This is a genomic window from Pseudomonas sp. 28 E 9, assembly GCF_900004785.1.
Lineage (GTDB): Bacteria > Pseudomonadota > Gammaproteobacteria > Pseudomonadales > Pseudomonadaceae > Aquipseudomonas > Aquipseudomonas orientalis_A.
Map to the genome: position 1 here is coordinate 24,398 of NZ_CVTK01000025.1, position 20,940 is coordinate 45,337.

Below are 20,940 nucleotides of genomic sequence, written 5' to 3' on the forward strand. Positions count from 1 at the left end.
GCACTGCACCCTCCTCAGGACGATAACCACTCGCAGCCTGGTCCCTTCCATTGAAACATCACGAGCAATCACGGATGGACCAGAACGGGCGGCCAGCCGTAAGTGCCCAACCTTAACAATGCAATGATGTTTTGATTGAAGGGATAGTCCTGACTACTTGTAGGATTTTTCCTCACGAAAAGCCTAGTCGATATTGGCTCAAAGGGCGGTTCAGGCACACGGATCAGTCGGTGGTACTTGGGCTCCAGAACGCCTGCACCACCAGGCTGGAGGTGGAAATACGCGCCACCAACGCATCCAGCTCGTCACCGTCGACCGACGTCGCGGCGAGGGTGGCTTCGATTTCGACTTCTTCGCTGCCGAAAGGGCGTACATCGACATCGCTGGCCGGGTAGTTGCATCGCGCCAGCTCCGCTTCCAACAGCACCATGACTGCCTGTTGCTGGCTACGCCGCGCGATGACATAGAGAATGTTGGTCACCTCGGCCGAGACCACGTCCAACGGCTGGCGGTTGATGTTATTGACGATCGGGCGCAGCAACGTATTGGCCGCCAGCACGAACAGCGTTCCCAGCAATGCCTCGAGAATCAGGTCGGCCCCCGCACAGGCACCGACTGCGGCCGATGCCCACAGGGTGGCGGCCGTATTGAGCCCGCGCACATTGCCCTCCTCGCGCATGATCACACCGGCCCCCAGAAAACCGATACCCGACACCACGTACGCGACCACGCGCACCGCGCCTTCGGCACCGCCCAGCCGATTGGCCATGTCGACAAAAATCGCCGCGCCGATCGCCACCAGCACATTCGTGCGCAAGCCTGCGGTGCGCTGACGGTATTGGCGTTCGAAACCGATCAGACCGCCGAGAATAAACGCGGCGCTGAGGCTGACCACGGTGTCGACCAGGGAGTCGAGGTTGATGTTGTTGATGGCCTGCATAAAAAAATCTCCATGACTGCTGCGGCAACCGAGCCCCTGTTACTGCCAGCCAAACTTGCGGATGTAGTAGCCCTTCACTGCCTGGGTCAATGCCATGTAGGCCAGCAGAATCACCGGCAGGAACACAAAGTACAGCGACGGCAGTGCCTGCAATTTGAAGTAATGCGCCAACGGCCCCATCGGCAGAAAGATCCCGACGGCCATGATCACGCCTGTCATCACCATCAGCGGCATTGCCGCGCGGCTTTGCAGGAACGGGATTTTCGGGGTGCGGATCATGTGCACGATCAACGTCTGGGTGAGCAGCCCCACCACGAACCAGCCCGACTGGAACAGGGTCTGGTGGTCCGGCGTATTGGCATCGAACACATACCACATGAGTGCGAACGTGGTGATGTCAAAGATCGAGCTGATCGGCCCGAAGAACAGCATGAAGCGGCCCACATCCGCCGGCTGCCAGCGTTGTGGCTTGGCGAGCATGTCGTCGTCGACGTTGTCGAATGGAATCGCGATCTGCGAGATGTCATACAGCAGGTTCTGCACCAGCAAGTGCATCGGCAGCATCGGCAGGAACGGAATAAACGCACTGGCCACCAGCACCGAGAACACATTGCCGAAGTTGGAACTGGCCGTCATCTTGATGTACTTGAGCATGTTGGCGAAGGTGCGCCGACCTTCCAGCACGCCCTCTTCCAGCACCATCAGGCTCTTTTCCAGCAGGATGATATCGGCGGCTTCCTTGGCGATGTCCACCGCGCTGTCCACCGAAATACCGATATCGGCTGTGCGCAGCGCCGGCGCATCGTTGATGCCGTCCCCCATGAACCCCACCACATGCCCGTTGGCCTTGAGCAGACGCACAATGCGTTCCTTGTGGCTGGGCGTGAGCCTGGCGAATACGTTGGTGGTTTCCACCGCCTGCGCCAGCTCGGCGTCGGTCATGTCCTCGATATCGTTGCCCATCAGCAGCCCTTGTTGCTCCAGGCCCACTTCACGGCAGATCTTCGCTGTGACCAGTTCGTTGTCGCCGGTCAGCACTTTCACCGCCACGCCATGCGCCTTCAAAGCCTTGAGGGCGGGCGCGGTGCTTTCCTTGGGCGGGTCGAGAAACGCCACATAGCCGATCAGCGTCAGGTTGTTTTCATCCGCCAGGGTGTAGGTGTCACGCCCGGCCGGCATCGGCTGCGCCGCGACCGCCACCACACGCAGGCCTTCTTCGTTGAAGGCCGCAGTGACCTGGCGAATGCGCGCCAGCAGCTCTGGCGTCAGCGCTTCATTGACGTCGCCATGGCGCACGCTGGTGCACACCGACAAAATCTCCTCCACCGCGCCTTTGCAGATCAACAGGTGCGGCTGGTCCTGCTCAGCCACCACCACCGACATGCGACGACGGTTGAAGTCGAACGGAATCTCGTCAACCTTCTGAAACGCGGTACCGACTTTCAATTCACGATGGATTTCCACGTGCTCGAGCACGGCCACATCCAGCAGGTTTTTCAAACCGGTCTGGTAATAGCTGTTGAGGTAGGCCATTTCCAGCACATCGTCAGACTCCCGGCCCCACACGTCCACGTGGCGCGCCAGGAAAATCCTGTCCTGGGTCAGCGTGCCGGTCTTGTCGGTGCACAACACATCCATGGCGCCGAAGTTCTGGATCGCGTCCAGGCGCTTGACGATGACCTTCTTGCGCGACAGGAACACCGCGCCCTTGGCCAACGTCGAGGTGACGATCATCGGCAGCATTTCGGGGGTAAGGCCCACGGCAATCGACAGCGCGAACAGCAACGCTTCGGTCCAGTCACCCTTGGTGAACCCATTGATGAACAACACCAGCGGTGCCATCACGAACATGAAGCGGATCAGCAGCCAGCTGACCTTGTTGACCCCATGCTGGAACGAGGTGGTGGCGCGGTCGGTTGCCGTGACACGTTGCGCCAACGCACCGAAGTAGGTGGCGTTGCCCGTGGCAAGAATCACCGCCGTGGCGGCGCCGGACACCACGTTGGTGCCCATGAACAGGATGTTTTCCAGATCCAGCGGGTTGCGGGTATGGGCATCCTGCTGCTGGGCGAACTTCTCCACCGGCATGGATTCACCGGTCATCGCCGCCTGGCTGACGAACAGGTCCTTGGCACTGAGTACGCGGCAATCGGCGGGAATCATGTCACCGGCCGACAACACGATCAGATCGCCCGGCACCAATTGCCTGATCGGCAGTTCAAGGCGCTTGGCCGCGTCCCGGCGCAGCACGGTCGCCGTGTTGCTGACCATCGCCTTCAACGCGTCGGCGGCCTTGTTCGACTTGGCTTCCTGCCAGAAGCGCAACAGGGTCGACAGCACCACCATGGAGAAAATCACCGTGGCCGCCTTCATGTCCTCGGTCAGCCAGGAGATCACCGCCAGCAAGGTCAGCAGCAGATTGAACGGGTTTTTATAGCAGTGCCACAGGTGCACCCACCAGGGCAGCGGCTGCTCGTGCTCGACCTCATTGAGCCCATATTGCCCGCGCAGCGCGTCGGCCTCCTGGGTGTTCAGCCCCTCGGCATGGCTGCCCAGCGTGCCCAGCACTTGCACGGCACTGCCATTGGCTGCGGCCACCAGGGTTTGCGCCAGGCTGGGCGGTACTTCGCGGCTGACACTGGCGTCGGTCACAGTCTCCAGCATCGCCAGGCGGCGAAAATGCCGGGCGATATGCCGGGTCCGCAGGAAGCCGGCGAAGAACTCTTTGAGTAGGCTGAGGTTCATGGTGTTACTCCTGCGCGAGGAAAAACCCGTCGTGCAGGTACTGGCCGCCCGCGCCGTGCCCGTCAAACACAGGCACAGCCGAACCTGGCCCGCCCGCCGTAAAAGGCAGGCGCGTCCGTAGCCTCCCGAGTCAACTCAGGTGCTGGTCAGCGTCGATGAGAGAGGATCAGGCAGACGCCAGGACTGGCCACTGCCGGGATGCCGCTTCTCGCTTTGTTGGCGAGACAACGGCATCTGAAACATGCGCGTTACCTTGCCAAGTATGTGCCGGTTACCGAAACCGGCCGACTACTGTCACTCGAACAAGTACCCACTGAGGGTCTCCGCTATTGATGAAAACGCGCGAAGCTTACGCCGCGATGTTGGCCGAGTAAACCGTAGGAAAGTGCCTGCGCTGGGAATAAGAAATTTCTTCAGGATGGGTTCAGGAACGCCGTCCTCAACCACACCGGCGAGTACATGTGGGAGGGGGCTTGTCCTCGATAGCGGTGTATCAGTCAAGATATCAGTGGCTGACACTCCGCCATCGGGGGCAAGCCCCCTCCCACATTTGGACCGCAGCGCATCAGTTAGATAGCCGTCGGCTGTGAGGCTGTCAGCGGCATCGCCACGGGTCCGACGCCGTACCGCCATTTACTGTGGGAGGGGGCTTGCCCACGAAGAGGGTGCGTCAGTTACGCATTCATTGCCTGATACACCGCATTCCCAGGCAAGCCTACCTATGAGCCAGGTGTCGTGCTTTCACTCATGAGCCTGCCTGCTATCTTGAATCTCCCCATCACGGCAGAACTGCGGGATACGGCCATTAAGGGAAGGCAAATAACTCCACCGATAAGTACCAGTAAGTAAGGCTGGCTGTCGATGCAGCAATGCCAAAATCACCTCTGAGGCAATAGCCAATGCCAATGACTGGCCTGGACATTGATGTCTCCCCGAGCCGAAGCTGAAGGTTCGTCGTTGCGTTCGATTGAGCAAGAAGCTGTCGGGGTCCGGGTTGGCGCAGGGGTCTCGGTTGGCAGCGGCGAGCAGTAATAAAATGGTATCGCCCGCCTCTAATACGCTGCCACCCATCGTGCACCGCCTGGCAACAAACCGCCGAGTATTTTGTACCGGTGAATCGTAGCGGGCGACCTCTGCCACCCACTCAGCGACGAGTGTCGGTGTGGGCTGCATGTCTTCGAACAGGTCAGGATTACGCTGGAACGCTATGAGGGTGTTGCCGATCAGCCCAGCGGTGGCTTCGCAGGTCTGTGAAAACAGCCCGATCATATTCGCTACCAACGCATCATCGTCTTTCCAGGCGCAGGCTTCGTAATCGCGATAAAGACGGCCCAACACGCCGCTACCCTTATCGCCGTGACCCAACAGCTCCCCGAACATCCGGCTCAGCCGAGCCGCCCCGCAATGGGCTCTACCGAGTTGAGCCTCGTCACTTAACGGCGACAGACAGGCGACAAAATCCCGTGTCAGCTGCGCGACTTCTTGTAGCTGGCTGGAGGTGAAGCCTATCAAGGTCGCCATGACCGACACCGGTAACGTGAACATCCACTCATTCGGGTTATCGCCCGAGACATCAAGCGTCTCAACAACCTGCGCCACGATGCCTGCGATGTTTTCCGCGCCCATCAAGGCCAGGGTGGGTTCGATAACCCTGCGGGGACACTGGTGTTGCGCCCCCTCATTCATGCGCATCAAACGACCGAAAATCTCGCCTGCGGCGCCTTGTGCAATGGCCGCTGGAATCGGCTCGTGCAATGGACGTACAAGGCAGTCGGGATGCGCCAGAATAGCCTCGACAACGCAGGCGCCACTGGCAATCCATAAACCAAGATTTGCATCGAATGACAGGCCCCTTTGATGTCTGAGGCGTGCGTAATAACCGTAGGGGTCGACATGGGTGGCGGCTTCAAACGGCGTCATTTGGCGGTCCTTTTCACGAAGAACAGCTACTATCGAACAATCGTCACACCGACAATTCGCTCAGGAACGAAATATGGATTCCCAAAGCAATGACACCGCCATTTCTCGTGTCGCAGGCGCCATTGCGGAACCCGCGAGGACAAAAATGCTTTGCTCGCTGATGGATGGTCACGCCCGTACCAGTACCGAAATGGCCGTCATCGCCGACATCAGTGCATCCACGGCGAGCGCGCACCTGGCAAGGCTTAAAGAGGACGGTTTGATCAAACTGCACACGCAGGGCAGGCACCGCTACTTCAGCCTGGCAGACGCGCACGTGGCCCAAGCTATTGAAGCCCTCATGGTAATCAGCCGAAACGCGCAAAGCCGGTTTGTTTCGACGACCCCCACTCGATTGCAGTTGGCGCGGACCTGCTATGACCACATGGCAGGGTCCCTGGCTGTACAACTTCACGACTATTTCATCGACTCGGGCTGGTTGACCCTGCCGGATGCGGGTGACGGTACGTATCAGCTCACCGTGGAGGGCGAAAAAGGCATGACAGGGCTCGGTATCGAGATAGAAACCGTAAGGGCACAGCGACGTCGTTTCGCTTGCTCATGCCTGGATTGGAGCATGCGCCGCCCTCACCTCGCCGGCGCATTGGGGGCCGCTGTTCTACAGGCCGTTACAAGCCGCAAATGGGTTATCCAGGACCTCGACAGCCGGGCGTTGGCATTGACGCCCAAGGGGCGAAAGGCGCTGTACGGCAGATTTGGAATCAAGGTTGAGGAGAAATCAGGCACCGTGACCTGATGAGACCGGTACAGGTTACGGGGTGCTGGGTCGGTCCCGCTCAACCAACGCTAAATAGCCGTCAATGGTCCCGTCGTGCAGCGGCTTGATCTGGATAGAGACCCTGTTCACCTGACGACCCATCGCGATGCCCTCTCGGGTTCGCACCTGCACATACCCAAGCCTGGGCCAAAAGCGCTCGGCCCTGGTATTGCCCACCACCACCGTCAACCGCAGCCACTGGGCGCCCTTCGCCGCCGCCCATGCCTCAAGGTCCCAGTGCAAGCGCTGCGCCAGCCCGCTGCCGTGCCAGCGCGTATGCACCAGCAGCAACCCGATATGCCATACCCCGGCGGCGAGCAGATCCGCGGCGATATTCACCACAGCGACCAGTTGATCCTGCGCATCGCGGTAACCCAGCCAGTACATGCGGCTGCAATGCCAACCTGCGGGTAATTGGCCGCGCAACTCGTCCCGCGCTTCGGTCGGGGTAGCCGGTTCACCGTTCACTGCGATGAAGTAATCCGGCGCCTGTGCAAAAAACTGCTGCAGCTCAGCCTCATCGCCGCCAAGCAGCTCGACCACCTGAATGCCTTCGAGGGAGCAGCCAGGCAACACATGTGGATCAACATCCATATTCAATCCCTTCAATCATCCCGCGTCAGCACTTCCAGCAATTCAATTTCGAAACGCAGATTGCTGTTTGGCTTTATATGCGCGCCCATCGAGCGCTCGCCATAGGCCAGGTGCGCCGGTACATACAACGTGCGCACACCGCCAACCTGCATGCCCATCAAGCCTTGGTCCCAGCCCTTGATAACGCGGCCGGTGCCGATCACACACTGGAAAGGCTTGCCCCGCTCCCACGACGAATCGAACACCGTGCCATCTTCCAGGGTGCCGGTGTATTGGGTGGTGATCAGCGCGCCCTTGACCACGGTTTTGCCGGTGCCCAGGCGGATGTCGGTGACCTGCAGTTCGTCGTTGCTCATGGGAGTCTCATTGGAAGCGTGAAAGGCTGGGTTTTCCCAGAATCGGCGGGGTTTGGCAAGTGTAGGAACAGGCATCTGGTGGAAATGGCACAAAACCAAATGTGGGAGGGGGCTTGCTCCCGATAGCGGTGCATCAGTCGAGATATCAGTGGCTGACACTCCGCCATCGGGGGCAAGCCCCCTCCCACATTTGGGCCGCAGCGCATCAGTCAGATAGCCGTCGGCTGTGAGGCTGTCAGCGGCATCGCCACGGGCCCGTCGCCGTACCGCCATTAACTGTGGGAGGGGGCTTGCTCCCTCCCACATTTGGATCGTAGCGCATCAGTCAGATAGCCGTCGGCTGTGAGGCTGTCAGCGGCATCGCCACGGACCCGTCGCCGTACCGCCATTTACTGTGGGAGGGGGCTTGTTCCCTCCCACATTTGGACCGCAGCGCATCAGTCAGATAGCCGTCGGCTGTGAGGCTGTCAGCGGCATCGCCACAGGCCCGTCGCCGTACCGCCATTTACTGTGGGAGGGGGCTTGCCCCCGATAGCGGTGCATCAGTCGCAACATCAGTGGCTGACACTCCGCCATCGGGGGCAAGCCCCCTCCCACATTTTGATTTGCATGCATCCAGCGCAGGGCTTTACAACCAATGCCAGAACCGGCTCCAGAACCCTCGCCCCAACTCATCCTTGCACCCGGCATATTGCCGCGCGTACAGCTGCGAACGCGCCTGCACCTTGCTTGCCACCGGTAGCAGCCAGGCTTTGCCGGCGTAGGTGCGCTGGCGGTAGCCGCCCCAGCCTTCGTGGTAGTTCAGGTACTGGCCGTAGGCGTCGTATTTGTAGACGCCGTTGATGGTGTAGGTCTTGTCCATGTACCAGCCGATGAAGTCGATGGCGTCGTCGAAATCCTCGCGATCGGCGCCGCTGCGGCCGGTGCTTTTGCGGTAGTCATTCCATACCTCATCCTTGGCCTGGGCATAGCCGGACGCCGTGGACACGCGGCCCCAGGGGATGATCCACAGCAGGTATTTACGCGGGGTCTTGGCGTCGTATCGAAAGCCCGACTCCTGATACATGATCGCGAACGGCACCTGGATGGGCACGCCCCAGCGCTTTTGCGTGACCTTGGCGGCGTCGTACCAGTCATCCTTTTCGCGAAAGATGCTGCAGATGTCGTTGGGCGTGCGTGGCGGCGAGGTGCCGCACGCCGCCAACAGAGAGGTGAGTAGTAACAGTCCGACGGCTTTGCCTGCGCTCAAGGGGCACCTTTGCGTGATACGCGTAAAATGTCGGGCATTTTACGCGTTCACCGAGGCGGCGTCCCTGCCGCAGACAGTTTTTAAGCCAATGGCACGCGACGGGTTGTCAGCGCGATACGACCGACAAAGAAGCTCAAGGCCGCACCCAGCAGCAACATCGCCAAGGTGCTCCAGGCTGCACGAGACAGTTGTTTGGCCGCGACTTCACCGGCTTCACGGGCTTTCTGTTCAGCCTGTTGCTTGAGTTGTTCGACTTTCTGCATGGCCTGCTGATAAGCCTGGGCATAGTTATCGACGATCTGCGTGGCTTCTTCCTTGCTCTTGCCGGTACGCGCCGCGACGATATTGACCAGGGCCTCTTTATCTGCAGCGTTCAGTGCAGGCTCGCCGGACGCTTTCACACGCTCGAACCACTGCTTGAGCTCATCGCCCGCCTGGGCAGGGTTGGTCGCTGCGTCAGTCGCCGTTTGCTTGCCATCGGCTGCAGCCTGGTCGGTTTTCTGCTCGACGTTGGCGGGGTCCAGCTCAGGCTTGCCGCTTTGCTTGAGCAGGGTATCGAGTTGACCTTGCAGGCTGTTCCAGTCCAGCTGGATACCCTGCTCATTCAACTGCTGCTTGATGCTGTTGCCGATCCCCGGTGCGGCGGCGGCAATGCCACTGCCGGCAGCCGACAGACCTTTACCCACCACGTTGCCCGCGGTGCCCACGACGCTGGAGGCCAAGCCTGCCAGCAGCCAGGTGGTCAGCAAGGTGGTCAGGGTCCAGGTCAGTACACCGTGCAGACCACCGCGATCCGGTGCGGTACGTCCGGCAACGAACGCGCCGAGTGCAATGGCGATCAGCGTAGATACAAACAACCAGATCCCGGCGCCCGTACCAAAACCGCTCAACGGATTACCGGCTTCCATCGGCTCGACGGCACTCGCGCCAATCGCCGTACCCAACACACTCAACACCAGGTAGCTCACCAGTGCAATTGCACTACCGGCCAATACCGAGCTCCACGACACCCGAAACAGCGATCGATTGGTTTCATAGACAGTGGTCATACAAAGGTCCTTTTCAAATTATCGGAGCAAGGCAAAGTGCCTTGATGGGTGTGAGTGTGGCGAAACGACATACGTTCAGTCGTGGCCCAAATGCACTATCTGGCCTGGTGCATTCGCACTCCCATAGGGACAATTTCTCTGCACTATCCAGAACCTGGGATGTCGTAATTCAATGCGTCCAGCCCTCGGAGAATCTATGACACAGGATGTTCTTGCCAAAGAAACCAACCGCCGCCAACTGCAACAAATCATCTCCGGGTTATCCGATGGTGTGATATTGGCGGAGGTCGACCAGACCATCCTCTGGGCCAACGAGGCCGCGTTGGCCATGCATGGCGTCGGCGACGTCATGGGGCTGGGCGCCAACACCCGGCAATACGCCGAGCGCTTCAGTCTGCGCTATCGCAACAACCACCCCTTGCAACTGGACAGCTACCCCCTGGCCCGCGCGGCGGCGGGAGAAGAATTCAGCGACGTGATCGTGGAGGTCATTCCCACCGCCGACCAGGAAAAAACCTGGGTGCACCGCCTGCGCAGCCTGGTCATCACTGACGCACAGGGTGAGCCGGAACTGCTGGTGCTGATCCTCAGCGATGCCACCGAATGGGCCAGCGCCGAGCAGCGCTTCGAAAAAACCTTCAACGCCAACCCCGCCCCTGCCGTGATCTGCCGCCTGAGCGACCTGCGCTACATCAAGGTCAACCAGGGCTTTCTGGAAATGACCGGCTACAACCGCGACCAGGTCATCGGCAAATCCGTGTATGAACTGGACGTGCTCGAACAGGCCGAGCGCAAGGACCTGGCGATCGAGCGCCTGGGGCAAGGCGCGACCATTCCACAGATGCAAGCCGAACTGAGGCTGCCCGAAGGCGGCAGCAAGCTGGTTGTGGTGGCCGGCCAGCCCCTGGATATGAACGAAGAAGACTGCATGCTGTTCTCGTTCATGGACCTGGAGCCGCGTCGCAAGGCGGAAATCGCTCTGCGCCAGAGCGAAGAACGGTTCGCCAAATCCTTCCGCCTGACGCCAGTGCCGACCCTGGTGTGCAACGCCGCCAACCGCCAGGTTGTGGACGTCAACGAAGCATTCATGAGCATCACCGGTTACATCAGTGAAGAACTGATCGGCAAGTCCATCGAAGAAATCAACTTCATCGACAACCCGCCTGCCAGCGCGCAATTGTTCGCCACGCTGGAAAAGGCCGGAAACCTCGACGGCCACGACCTCAAGGTACGCAAGAAAGGCAATGAAGTGATCGACTGTGTGGTGTCCGCCGACACCGTGGTGATCCAGGATGTGCCGTGCTACCTGCTGGTGTTCATGAACATTACCGAACGCAAGCGCTCGGAGCTGGAGCTGGTGGCGGCCATCGAAGAAGTGATGCAGGACGCCTCCTGGTTCAGCCAGACCCTGATCGAGAAACTGGCCAATGCCAAAAGCGTCAACAGCCCTAACCTGCCGAATGTATCCTTCACCGACCTCACGGCCCGTGAACGGGACGTGCTGGGCTTGATCTGCGAGGGCCTGGCCGACAAGGAGATCGCTTCGCGCCTGAAGCTGGCACCCAATACCGTGCGCAATCACGTGGCGACGGTGTACTCCAAACTGGGCGTTCACAGCCGCAGCTCGGCTATTGTGTGGGCCCGTGAACGCGGGCTGTTTGCCGGCGAACTGCGGGTAAAAAACAAGCGCTGAGAGTGCAAATGCACTAGTTCATATAGTGCGAATTCGCCTTATTGGCTGGCGGCGCAATCAATAACCTTCAAGGCATCGAATCTGTGCCTTGAAGGAACCTGCATGTTTACCCTCTCTCAACTGCGAAATTGCATCGAAGAAGGCCTGTCGCCGCTGACGTGCGAATTCACCCTGTGCCGGGATGCGTCCTTGACCCTCAAGGTATTCGACGCCGAAACCGGCCGAGTCGACCTGGTGGTCACCGGTATCAGCACCAACCGGCTGCAGACTCCGGAAGAAGTGGCGAAAATGGTCGATGAGTTGCGCTACGAACTGCAGAGCAACACCGTCGGCAAACTCAACCTGGATGACTTGCCTTCAGCTTCGCCCCAATGAAATAGAACACCCCGCCCCCTACGATAAATCCCCCGAGCATCAAAAACATGTAATGCGCCGGCAGGCTGGCCAGCACCAGCCCGCATAACACCGGCCCCAATGCGGCACCGAGATTGGCCAGGTTCTGCGCGCCGTAATACATGCCGCGCAAGTGGTCAGGAGCGATCCGGTCGATAAACATGTACTCGGCCGGAAACACGATGATTTCCCCTACGGTAAATACCGCCATCGCCAGCACCCACCACAACAGGCTGGTGGACAGCGCAAAACCAATCAACCCCAGCATGAACATGCTCAAGCCCGCGATCAGCCACTGGCTCAAGTAGCGGTGCGAGATGCGCCGGCCAATCAGGTACTGCAAGGCAATCACCAGCACGGCGTTGGTGGTGAGTATTGTGCTGATTACCGTGTAGGTGTATTCGGCGGTGGTGGTGGTCACCAGGTATTGCGACAGGTAGGCGACGAACTGACCGAACACCACGGCACTGAGCAGTCCACCAACGGTGAAACACACCAGGCGGTGATCCTTGAGCAGCACCCGACCTACGGCGAGGAATGACACCGGTTTTTGCGTGGCGTCGACGGTGGTCAGTGCGCGGTCGCCGAGGCGCCAATACAGCAGGAAAAAGCCCGCGCCCAACAGCGCCGACAGAATAAACGGCAGGCTGATATCCAGCGTGGCCACCATCGCGCCAAAAAACGGGCCCACGGCATAGCCGATATTGGTCAGGGTGTATTTGATGGAGAACACTTCGCTGCGCCCATCCTCGGGCAGCACGCTGGCGAAACCGGCCTTGATCGCAATATCGATGACCGCATAGGCCAGGTTGATCAAAATCAGGCAGCTATAGAACGCCCAGACAGTCTGCGCCAGGACCGTACCGATGAACCCCAGCACAAACACCAGGCTCAGCCCGAGCAGCAAGCGGTAACTGTTGACGCGGTCGACGAGGAAACCGCCATAGACGCTGAGCAGCGAGCCAACAATCAGCGAACTGCCGATCACCAGGCCGACCTGGCTGATATCCAGGGCGAAATGGCCGGTGAGGTAAATCACCAGGTACGGAAACGTGATCGCCTTGGCCAGCGTCAGCAACAACGTGGCCGACAGCAGCAGGTTCACCGTGCGGGGATAGTTTCTTATTGCGGCAAGCATCCTGCTCTCTTTCCTTGAAGGTAACGCGACCATTGCGGTCGGCTACCTTAACCCAGGAAAGATGACGCGAGCAGGTGGTCCGACAGGATTATTTCTTGACCGGCGTAATCTCAAGGATGGTGCCGTTGGTGGTCTTGAGCAGAACGTACTTGTCGCCTACACGTGCCCACTGGCTCTCCTCTTCGGGCTGCTTGAGGCCGCGTTTTTTCCAGTCTTTAACCGCTGACTCCTTGCGCATCAACATGTCCGGGGCGCGGTCGCCTTCTTTCAAGTCACGGGCGTTGATATTTGAAGGTTGCACGGTTTCCTGAGGGGTATCGCCGGCCTGCACCACGAAACTCGCGGTGGACAGGCTTGCGGCAACGAGAACACAGGCAAATAGGGATTTGGACTTCATGGGTGCTCCTTCAATTCAGGGGACGTACCCAGGTTCCGACCGCAGCGGCGCGAAATCATTCAGCCGCTCACCTTGCTCCAGCGCCACGCTTGAGTTGCCGCCATCAACGGCCCAGCCGGATCACTGGCCGGTCGGCACTTTTAACGTTGGACAAGCCATTGGAAATGGCCATTATCCGCTATGATTGCGACCTCACTTTCACAGATAAGGACATCCAATGTTCGGCAGCGTTTTCTGGGTCATTTTCATTGGCGTTCTCAGTGTGATCGCGCTCTACCTGATCAGCCTCTACAACACGCTGGTCAGTTTGCGAAATCGCTTCAAGAACGCGTTCAGCCAGATCGAGGTGCAGCTCAAGCGGCGCCATGACCTGATCCCCAACCTGGTGGAAACGGCCAAGGCTTACATGAGTCATGAGCGCGGAACACTGGTGGCTGTCACCGAAGCACGCAACGTGGCGGCAGCCTGCCTCAAGCTCGCGGCGGCAGAACCGGGCAGTGCGCACTCCATCGCGCAACTGGGCAAGAATGAGAGTCGGCTCAACACGGCCGTGGATAACCTGAACGTTTCGCTTGAGGATTATCCGGACCTGTATGCATCAGAAACAATGATGCAACTGAGCGATGAAATGACCAATACCGAAAACCGCATTGCGTATGCCCGTCAGTTCTTCAACGATGCGGTGATGGAATACAACATTTTCCGCCAGAAATTTCCGACGATCCTCATGGCCCAGGCCGTGGGGCACGGCACGGACGCGACGTTGCTGGAGTTTGAAGACAGCAAACAGATTCAGACCGTCCCGACGGTATCCTTCACCTGATCAGTGCCACGGATGGCTGCATGAACTTTTTTGAACATCAGGACCGGGCACGGCGTAATGCGGTGTACCGCATATTGCTGACCACAATAATATTGCTGACCCCGGCGGTATTGGTGAGCCTGTTTTTGACAACCATTGGAGTCGCCGGATGGTATGCACTCCTGATCGCCGGCCTGGTGATATTTAGCCTCTTCGCGCTATGTTGCTGGTATCACACGCGCAAACTCAGAGGCGGTGGTAGCCACATTGCTGAAAACCTCGGTGGAACGTTGATTAGTCTGAATCCCCAAGAGGATGATCGTTGGCTAATGGATATTGTCGAGGAAATGGCAATCGCCTCGGGCAGCCCGGTACCCAGGGTCTACCTCCTGAATGTCCGTGGCATCAATGCCTTCGCGGCGGGGCGCACACCGCAGGACTCCGTCATTGGTTTGACCTATGGCGCGCTGGCCATCCTCAATCGTGAAGAAATACAAGCCGTCGTCGCCCACTTGCTCTGCAAGATTCACAACAATGACATGCGCGGCGATGCACGAATGACAGGGATATACTTTGCGATCGTCTTCCTCTCGCTATTTTCCGGATATCTGCTCCTCCTTGGGCTCGGCTGGGCCTATCTGGTCTTTCTGGGCATGTCCCGTGTGCTGCGCCAGCGCAAGTATCTCGCCGACGCCGCCGCTGCCCAGTTCACGCGTAACCCGCAAAGCGTGGCAAGCGCGCTGAAGAAAATCGGTGGGTATGAGTACGGTTCATTGATTGGTTGTAAAGAGACGGAAGAGTTTCTTCAGATGTTTTTCGCGGCGCCATACGAAGACCTGGGAAAGCGTCTGGTCTCCCCTCACCCACCGCTGAATAAACGTATTCGGCGTCTTGATCCCGAGTGGGATGGCGAGTACCCGGATGTTCCTCCGCTGGAAACCCTGATGGGCGACGATGAACAGGCCCAGGAGAATCGTCGCCGCTGGGAAGTCCTTGGCGCTGTGGCCATCGCTGCCAGAGGACTGAACAGCACGCAAGAGGATCCCGCACAGCGTTATCAGACTCAAGCAACCCAGAGCATGATCCCCTATGAGGCCTGGTCGGTAGCGGGCGACCCTGCCGGCGCACAAGCCCTGATCTACAGCTTGCTGCTCTGCGTACAGCCGGCTCTGCGCGCCCGGCAACTCACGCTGCTGCAGGAAACCCTCGATCCACAAGTCGCCCACTTCCTGCCGGGGTTGGACGCACCTGTACGTGGGCTTGACCGCTATCTGCGCCTGTCGTTGTTCGACCTGTGCGTTCCGGCACTCAAACAATTGCCAACCGACCAATACACGGTCTTCACCCACATCATGAGGAGCCTGGTTGCCGTCGATTCCCGCAGCCTTTTTGGGGGTTGGGCCTTGATCAACATACTCGATGCACAAGTGCTGCCCAAGCCCACAATCAAACGCCGGTCCACACTGGAACAACAAGAGGACAACATAACGTTGCTGCTCGGCATACTTGCCCTCACAGGGCAAAGAAGCCAGGCACAGATGGAGTTGGCGTATTACCGCGCCTGCGATGTATTGCCCTTTTATACGGCGCCAATGAAGACACTGAAAGAAGGTGCAAGCCTGGATGCACTCGACAAACCGTTGAAAGGCCTGCAACAGCTTCAACCGGAAGATAAAGAGATCCTGATGGAAGCGGTCGCGGTCTGCATCGAAAACGACGGCCATATCACCCCCGAAGAAATCGAGTTGGCCCGCGCGATCGCCGCCATCCTCGATTGCCCGATGCCCGAAGGCCTGCAAACACCTCCGGTTGCGGAGGACGAAGCGTCCCCATTGCCCGCATGAAATAATTCCTGTAATTTTTCATGAAATTATCTGACATATATTTCATGAGCCCTCAAGAAGAACTCGCCACCCTCGCCGCGTTGATCCACGACCTGCGCAAGCACAAGAAACTCACCCTCGCCCAACTCGCGCAGAAGATCGAGCGGTCGGTGGGTTTTCTGTCCCAGGTCGAGCGCGGCCTGTCGCGCCCAACCGTCGCCGACCTGACCGCCATCAGCCACGCCCTCGACGTCCCTACAACCTATTTCTACAGCCGGCCCAAACCCAGGGCGGTGGATTGGGTCACCCGCCCCAACGAGCGGCGCACGGTGTACTACGCCAATGGCATCACCGACATCCTCGTCTCGCCGAGCATGAACGGTGCGTTCTCGATGCTCGACAGCCTGTTGGCACCCGGCGCCAACAGTGGTGGACAGACCATGAGCGACCGCGCCGAGCAGGCCGGTTTTGTGCTGGAAGGCGAGCTGACCCTGTGGGTTGAAGGTGAAGCCGATGCAGTCACCCTAGGCCCGGGCGACAGCTTCCATCTCGCCAGCTTCGCCCACTGCCGCTACGCCAACCTGACCGACCTGCCCGCCCGCGTGCTGTGGGTTTACAACTAGGAGCTGCACCCGTGAAAAGCCCCTCTGCAACCTTGCTGGCCGAAGTACGGACCTTCCGCCAGAACCACCCCGATGTGCGCTACGTCGACCTGATCGCCCTGGACATTGCGGGGCATTTCTACGGCAAGCGCTACCCGGTGGACATGCTCGAGAAAGTCGCCGCCGGCAGCCCCTTGAAGCTGCCGCAGAACGCCGTATTGCTGGGGGCCCAGGGCGGGTTGTTCAAGATTGGCGACTACTGCTTCAACGACGGTGACCCGGACGCCAATAGACGCCTGGTGCCGGGTACGCTGAAGCCGGTGAGCTGGGAGTCGCAGCCGCTGGGACAGATGCTGATCAGCTCCGACGGCACCGAAGCGCCGATCGAATTCGAACCTCGCGAAGTCCTGGCCAACGTGCTGGAGCGCCTGCGCCTCAAAGGCATTCACCCGGTCGTGGCGTTTGAGCTGGAGTTCTATCTGTTCGACAAAAAGCTCGACAACGGCCTGCCGCAATTCCCCCGCGACCCGCTGAGCGACGATGCCGACGACCGGCCCACCCTGCATATCGAACGGCTGTCGCGCTTTGGCGACGTGCTGGACGACATGGCGCAAACCGCCACGGCCCAGGGCATCGATATCACGGTGATCACCGCCGAAATCGGCCCGGGCCAGTTCGAAATCAATTTCGGCCATTGCGACGACGGCCTGCGCGCCGCCGACTGGGCTGCCCTGTTCTGCCGCAGCACGCGCGGCGTGGCGCTCAAGCACGGCTACCGCGCCAGCTTCATGGCCAAGCCTTACCTGCAGTTTCCCGGCAGCGGTATGCATGTGCACGTCAGCCTGTATGACGGTGCGGGCAACAATCTGCTGGCGGCGCACCAGCAGCAACCGCTGCGCCACGCCGTGGCCGGTTGCCTGGCGTTGCTGCCCCACTGCATGCCGATCTTCGCCCCCAACCACAACGCTTTGCGCCGCCTCGGCGGTACGGTCAACGCCGCCACCCGCGCCAGTTGGGGTTTCGAAGACCGGGATGCGTGCGTGCGCATCCCCGAGTCAGACCCGCGCAACCTGCGTATCGAGCATCGCCTGGCCAGCGCCGACGCCAATCCCTACCTGGTGTTGGCGGCGATCCTCGCCGGTTTGGAGCATGGCCTCGAAGCCAGGCAGGACCCTATCGCACCGCTGAATGAAGACCGCAGCAGTGGCACCGATTTCCCCGTGGAAATGCTCGACGCCGTGCGCGCCATGCAACATCAGCAGGTGGTGCGCGACAAGCTGGGCGCGGAATTTGTCGATGTGTATTGCGAGAACAAGCGCCAGGATCACCTGGCGTTCCAGCAGGAAATTCATGCGCGGGAATATCGCTGGTTCCTTTAGCCAACGACCACGGGCGAAATGCGAAAGGCCTGACACACATCAAGGAAAGGCTCTAGAACGGGCCTTTCAGGCGAAAAAATTGTCGAACAATCCTGGCCTTGACCGTTGAGAGCGATTATCATCCGGCGCCTTCTCACTACCCGTCGGGTAGTCGTTTCAATGTGTCACCCGAGGCGCCCATGTACCGTTTTTCTTTTCACCGCCCTTTGATTGCCATCAGCGTGGGGCTGGTTTCCCATACCGTCTGCGCAGCCCTGCAACCTGTCGCCGAAGCGCCACTGGCCAGCGACACCCAATTGCACTGCCACTTCAATCGCGACGCCAGTACCGACTGCACCACCACCGAGCACTACACCATTCTCAAGCCCGGCGGGCGCGAAATGCTCTCGCGCATCGACTTCGATTACGCCGAAGACGACCGGTTTGAAGTCATCAGCGCGCAGACAATCCAGCCTGGCGGCAAGCCCGTCAGCCTGAGCGCCCAACACATCGACACCCGCACCGCCCCTGGCTCCGAACATGGGTTTACGCGGGATAAACAGACCTCCCTGGCCTTTCCAAACCTTCGCGTTGGCACACAGATCAGCTACACGGTACGTAAATATCAGCCTGCACAAGCGCTGATATCCCAGTTTCACTACATCCTCATGTTCGATGCAGGCCCCATTCGCAGCGATCACTTCAAGGCGCGCTTTACTGCCGAAACGCCCATCCAGTGGCGCAGTGAATATTTCGAAGGATTTACCGTGACCCCGTCGGCCGACGGCAAGGCATTGGAGATCGTGCGCAAGGCCCCGGTTTACCGAAACTATATCAATGAGCCAGCCGACAGCGCGTACCGGCGTCAGGCGCATATCGAAGTGGGCAGCTCCCTGGACCGCCAGGCCTATTTCGGTGAGTTGGCCCAACGCTACAAGCAGATACTGGAGGCCGCCCTCCCCCCCGACAGCGCGGCGACCGTGGCCCGGGTTCGGGACCTTCCACCCACCGAACGGGTAGCCGCCCTGATGCAGCACATCAACGATCACTACCGTTACCTGGACGATTGGCGCGCGACGGGGCGTGGCTATATACCGTTCGACCTCAAGGACATCGAGGCCCATGGGTATGGCGACTGCAAAGACCTGGCGGTCCTGCTCAGCGCCATGCTCAACGCCAGTGGCATCAAGGCCGAGACCGCGTGGGTCAGCCGTGGCTACAGGGTGAACGCGTTGTTGATTCCCGGCCCCAACGCGCCAAACCATGTGATCGTTCGCGCCGAAGTGGACGGTCAGGTGTGGTGGCTGGACCCCACCAACCCGGTCTTCGCCCCCGGCCAGATCATGCCCGACATCCAGGACCGCTGGGCATTGGTCAACAATGCCCAGGGACAGGTACGTGAAGACCACATTCCCATGGAGCGTCCGGAAACCAGCCTGCGCATGGACAAACAGGTGTACTACGACAAACACGGCCATGGCGCTACCCAGGCCACTATCACGTTCAGCCGCCTGCCGCTGATGCAACTGAGCGTCGCTGATCGCGAGCAAGGCACTACCGCTACCGATGAGGACATCTGCGCCAACTTCGGCAATGGCGTCAGCGACTGTCGGATCACCCGTGAACCAACCGAGTTTGTGGTGCACGACGGCTACAGCGTCAGTGCACGGATGAACGATCAGCGCGCTCTGGAAAAGCTGGGCAATGATTACGTCTACACCGATCCGTCACTGCAAGATCGCTGGGAGAGTTACATCAATTACCGTCGTCAGGGACAACAGACCGACCTGTATCTGGGCAACCCTGAAACCTATGACTACACCTACACCCTGACAGGCGCCAAGATGGAAAAAGCCATCCCCGGCTGCGCAGTGCGCTCGCCCTGGTACGACCTGGACTTGGACGGGAAACTGGAGGATGGCACGCTGCGCTATCACTATCGCCTCAGCCAGAAAAAACGCTGGTTGAGCCATGATGAAGTGGCCAGCGATGCATTCGGCAAGATGATTGACGAGGCTCAGGCCTGTGCCGAGCAGGTGCATCAGGTGGTGAAGCTCTAAAATTCCTGTCTGACATAACAGGGTTCAAATGTGGGAGGGGGCTTGCCCCCTCCCACATTTCAATCAGGTTCCTTCAGTTGGATTCGCCCAGCAACAACCCCTGCTCCCGCGCGCACAACTCCACCACATAATCCCACAACACCCGCAACCGCACCGACTTGTGCAACTCCCGCCGCGAACTGATCCAATAACTGCGCTGGATGCTCTCCCCCGGCAACAACGGCACCAACTGCGCATCGCCCGCCGCCATGAAACAGGGCAATACCGCGATCCCCAGGCCGGATCGCGCGGCCTGATGCTGGGCAATCACGCTGGTGCTGTGAAAGACCACCTTGGGACTGCGACAAAAGCTGCTGAGAAATTTCAGTTCCTGGCTGAACAGCAGGTCGTCGACGTAATCGATCCACGCATGGGCCGCGAGGTCTTCGCGTTTTTCAATCGGTGGATGACGCGCAAGGTAAGTGCGGCTGGCATACAGCGCCAGGCGGTAATCGGTGAGTTTGCGGGTGACCAGTTGATCGACGCTGGGGCGTTCCAGGTGAATGCTGATTTCCGCTTCGCGGTTGAGGATGCTGACAAAGCGCGGCACCGCGACCAGTTCCACTTCCAGGCCGGGATAACGTTCAAACAGCCCGCCCATGCGACCGGCGAGGAACATCACCCCCAGGCCCTCCGCCACCCCCAGGCGAATCTTGCCCAGGGGCGCCGCGCAATGGGTCAGCTCGTCTTCAGCCAGCAGCGCCACGTTTTCCATGGCTTCGGCATGTTTGAGCAGGGCTTCGCCGGACGGCGTCAGCTCGTAACCCTGGGCGTGCTGCACGAACAGCGCCGTACCGAGGCTTTTTTCGATGGCCTCGATATGCCGCGCCACCGTGGCGTGCGTGGTCTTCAAACGTTGCGCGGCGGTGAGCAAGCGGCCGCTGCGCTGCAATTCGAGAAAAAACCGCAGGTCATTCCAGTCGAACATATCGCCTCCTTTGCGCACGCGTGGGCAGCGCTGTTTA

18 protein-coding genes are annotated in these 20,940 nt (G+C 59.6%); 8 read left to right on the top strand and 10 right to left on the bottom strand.

Annotated features, from left to right (window positions below):
• Positions 1-223: 223 nt before the first annotated feature.
• The 3 genes from BFQ00_RS04520 to BFQ00_RS04530 all read right to left on the bottom strand — a co-directional run bounded on the left by BFQ00_RS04520 (position 224) and on the right by BFQ00_RS04530 (position 5,605).
• Complete coding sequence (locus BFQ00_RS04520; protein WP_065932735.1) at positions 224-940, bottom strand: MgtC/SapB family protein; 717 nt, start codon at positions 938-940, stop codon at positions 224-226.
• Positions 941-979: 39 nt separating this feature from the next.
• Entirely contained in the window at positions 980-3,685 is a 2,706-nt protein-coding gene (gene mgtA / locus BFQ00_RS04525) for a magnesium-translocating P-type ATPase (protein WP_065888249.1), read from the bottom strand.
• A gap of 741 nt (positions 3,686-4,426) precedes the next feature.
• On the bottom strand, positions 4,427-5,605 hold the full coding sequence (locus tag BFQ00_RS04530) for a cytochrome P450 (RefSeq protein ID WP_065932736.1): 1,179 nt from the start codon (positions 5,603-5,605) through the stop codon (positions 4,427-4,429).
• Between the two features lie 73 nt (positions 5,606-5,678).
• Here BFQ00_RS04530 and BFQ00_RS04535 point away from each other — a divergent pair, with 73 nt between their 5' ends.
• The gene (locus BFQ00_RS04535; protein ID WP_065932737.1) at positions 5,679-6,401 is read left to right on the top strand and encodes an ArsR/SmtB family transcription factor; all 723 of its coding nucleotides are present in this window, start codon (positions 5,679-5,681) and stop codon (positions 6,399-6,401) included.
• A gap of 15 nt (positions 6,402-6,416) precedes the next feature.
• Here the strand turns inward: BFQ00_RS04535 and BFQ00_RS04540 are convergent, their stop codons facing one another.
• The 4 genes from BFQ00_RS04540 to BFQ00_RS04555 all read right to left on the bottom strand — a co-directional run bounded on the left by BFQ00_RS04540 (position 6,417) and on the right by BFQ00_RS04555 (position 9,670).
• Positions 6,417-7,016, bottom strand: a complete 600-nt coding sequence (locus BFQ00_RS04540; RefSeq protein ID WP_065932738.1) for a GNAT family N-acetyltransferase — start codon at positions 7,014-7,016, stop codon at positions 6,417-6,419.
• 11 nt (positions 7,017-7,027) lie between these two features.
• A complete protein-coding gene (locus tag BFQ00_RS04545; RefSeq protein WP_065895535.1) occupies positions 7,028-7,372 on the bottom strand; it encodes an FKBP-type peptidyl-prolyl cis-trans isomerase in 345 nt (114 codons plus the stop codon).
• A 628-nt stretch (positions 7,373-8,000) separates the two neighbouring features.
• On the bottom strand, positions 8,001-8,621 hold the full coding sequence (locus BFQ00_RS04550; protein WP_065884415.1) for a transglycosylase SLT domain-containing protein: 621 nt from the start codon (positions 8,619-8,621) through the stop codon (positions 8,001-8,003).
• A gap of 80 nt (positions 8,622-8,701) precedes the next feature.
• On the bottom strand, positions 8,702-9,670 hold the full coding sequence (locus tag BFQ00_RS04555; protein WP_065932739.1) for a hypothetical protein: 969 nt from the start codon (positions 9,668-9,670) through the stop codon (positions 8,702-8,704).
• A gap of 196 nt (positions 9,671-9,866) precedes the next feature.
• Here BFQ00_RS04555 and BFQ00_RS04560 point away from each other — a divergent pair, with 196 nt between their 5' ends.
• Positions 9,867-11,363: a PAS domain S-box protein gene (locus BFQ00_RS04560; protein ID WP_065932740.1), complete on the top strand. Its 1,497-nt coding sequence runs from the start codon at positions 9,867-9,869 to the stop codon at positions 11,361-11,363.
• Positions 11,364-11,465: 102 nt separating this feature from the next.
• The gene (locus tag BFQ00_RS04565) at positions 11,466-11,738 is read left to right on the top strand and encodes a DUF1652 domain-containing protein (RefSeq protein ID WP_065884412.1); all 273 of its coding nucleotides are present in this window, start codon (positions 11,466-11,468) and stop codon (positions 11,736-11,738) included.
• Here the strand turns inward: BFQ00_RS04565 and BFQ00_RS04570 are convergent.
• Both BFQ00_RS04570 and BFQ00_RS04575 read right to left on the bottom strand, forming a co-directional pair.
• Positions 11,701-12,894, bottom strand: a complete 1,194-nt coding sequence (locus tag BFQ00_RS04570) for an MFS transporter (protein WP_065932741.1) — start codon at positions 12,892-12,894, stop codon at positions 11,701-11,703. The two genes, BFQ00_RS04565 and BFQ00_RS04570, sit on opposite strands and share 38 nt — an antisense overlap.
• Positions 12,895-12,982: 88 nt before the next feature.
• Positions 12,983-13,291 (bottom strand): RcnB family protein, encoded by a 309-nt coding sequence (locus BFQ00_RS04575; RefSeq protein WP_065895529.1) that lies wholly within the window; start codon positions 13,289-13,291, stop codon positions 12,983-12,985.
• Between the two features lie 217 nt (positions 13,292-13,508).
• Between BFQ00_RS04575 and BFQ00_RS04580 the strand changes: the two genes are divergently transcribed.
• The 5 genes from BFQ00_RS04580 to BFQ00_RS04600 all read left to right on the top strand — a co-directional run bounded on the left by BFQ00_RS04580 (position 13,509) and on the right by BFQ00_RS04600 (position 19,936).
• Positions 13,509-14,114, top strand: coding sequence for a LemA family protein (locus tag BFQ00_RS04580; RefSeq protein WP_065884409.1), 606 nt, complete (start codon positions 13,509-13,511; stop codon positions 14,112-14,114).
• Between the two features lie 20 nt (positions 14,115-14,134).
• Positions 14,135-15,937: a M48 family metalloprotease gene (locus tag BFQ00_RS04585; protein WP_065932742.1), complete on the top strand. Its 1,803-nt coding sequence runs from the start codon at positions 14,135-14,137 to the stop codon at positions 15,935-15,937.
• A gap of 44 nt (positions 15,938-15,981) precedes the next feature.
• Positions 15,982-16,539, top strand: coding sequence for a helix-turn-helix domain-containing protein (locus BFQ00_RS04590; RefSeq protein WP_065932743.1), 558 nt, complete (start codon positions 15,982-15,984; stop codon positions 16,537-16,539).
• Positions 16,540-16,550: 11 nt separating this feature from the next.
• Complete coding sequence (locus BFQ00_RS04595) at positions 16,551-17,897, top strand: glutamine synthetase family protein (protein ID WP_065932744.1); 1,347 nt, start codon at positions 16,551-16,553, stop codon at positions 17,895-17,897.
• A 179-nt stretch (positions 17,898-18,076) separates the two neighbouring features.
• On the top strand, positions 18,077-19,936 hold the full coding sequence (locus tag BFQ00_RS04600; RefSeq protein WP_065932745.1) for a DUF3857 domain-containing transglutaminase family protein: 1,860 nt from the start codon (positions 18,077-18,079) through the stop codon (positions 19,934-19,936).
• A 73-nt stretch (positions 19,937-20,009) separates the two neighbouring features.
• Here the strand turns inward: BFQ00_RS04600 and BFQ00_RS04605 are convergent, their stop codons facing one another.
• A complete protein-coding gene (locus BFQ00_RS04605; protein ID WP_065932746.1) occupies positions 20,010-20,903 on the bottom strand; it encodes a LysR family transcriptional regulator in 894 nt (297 codons plus the stop codon).
• Positions 20,904-20,940: the final 37 nt, after the last annotated feature.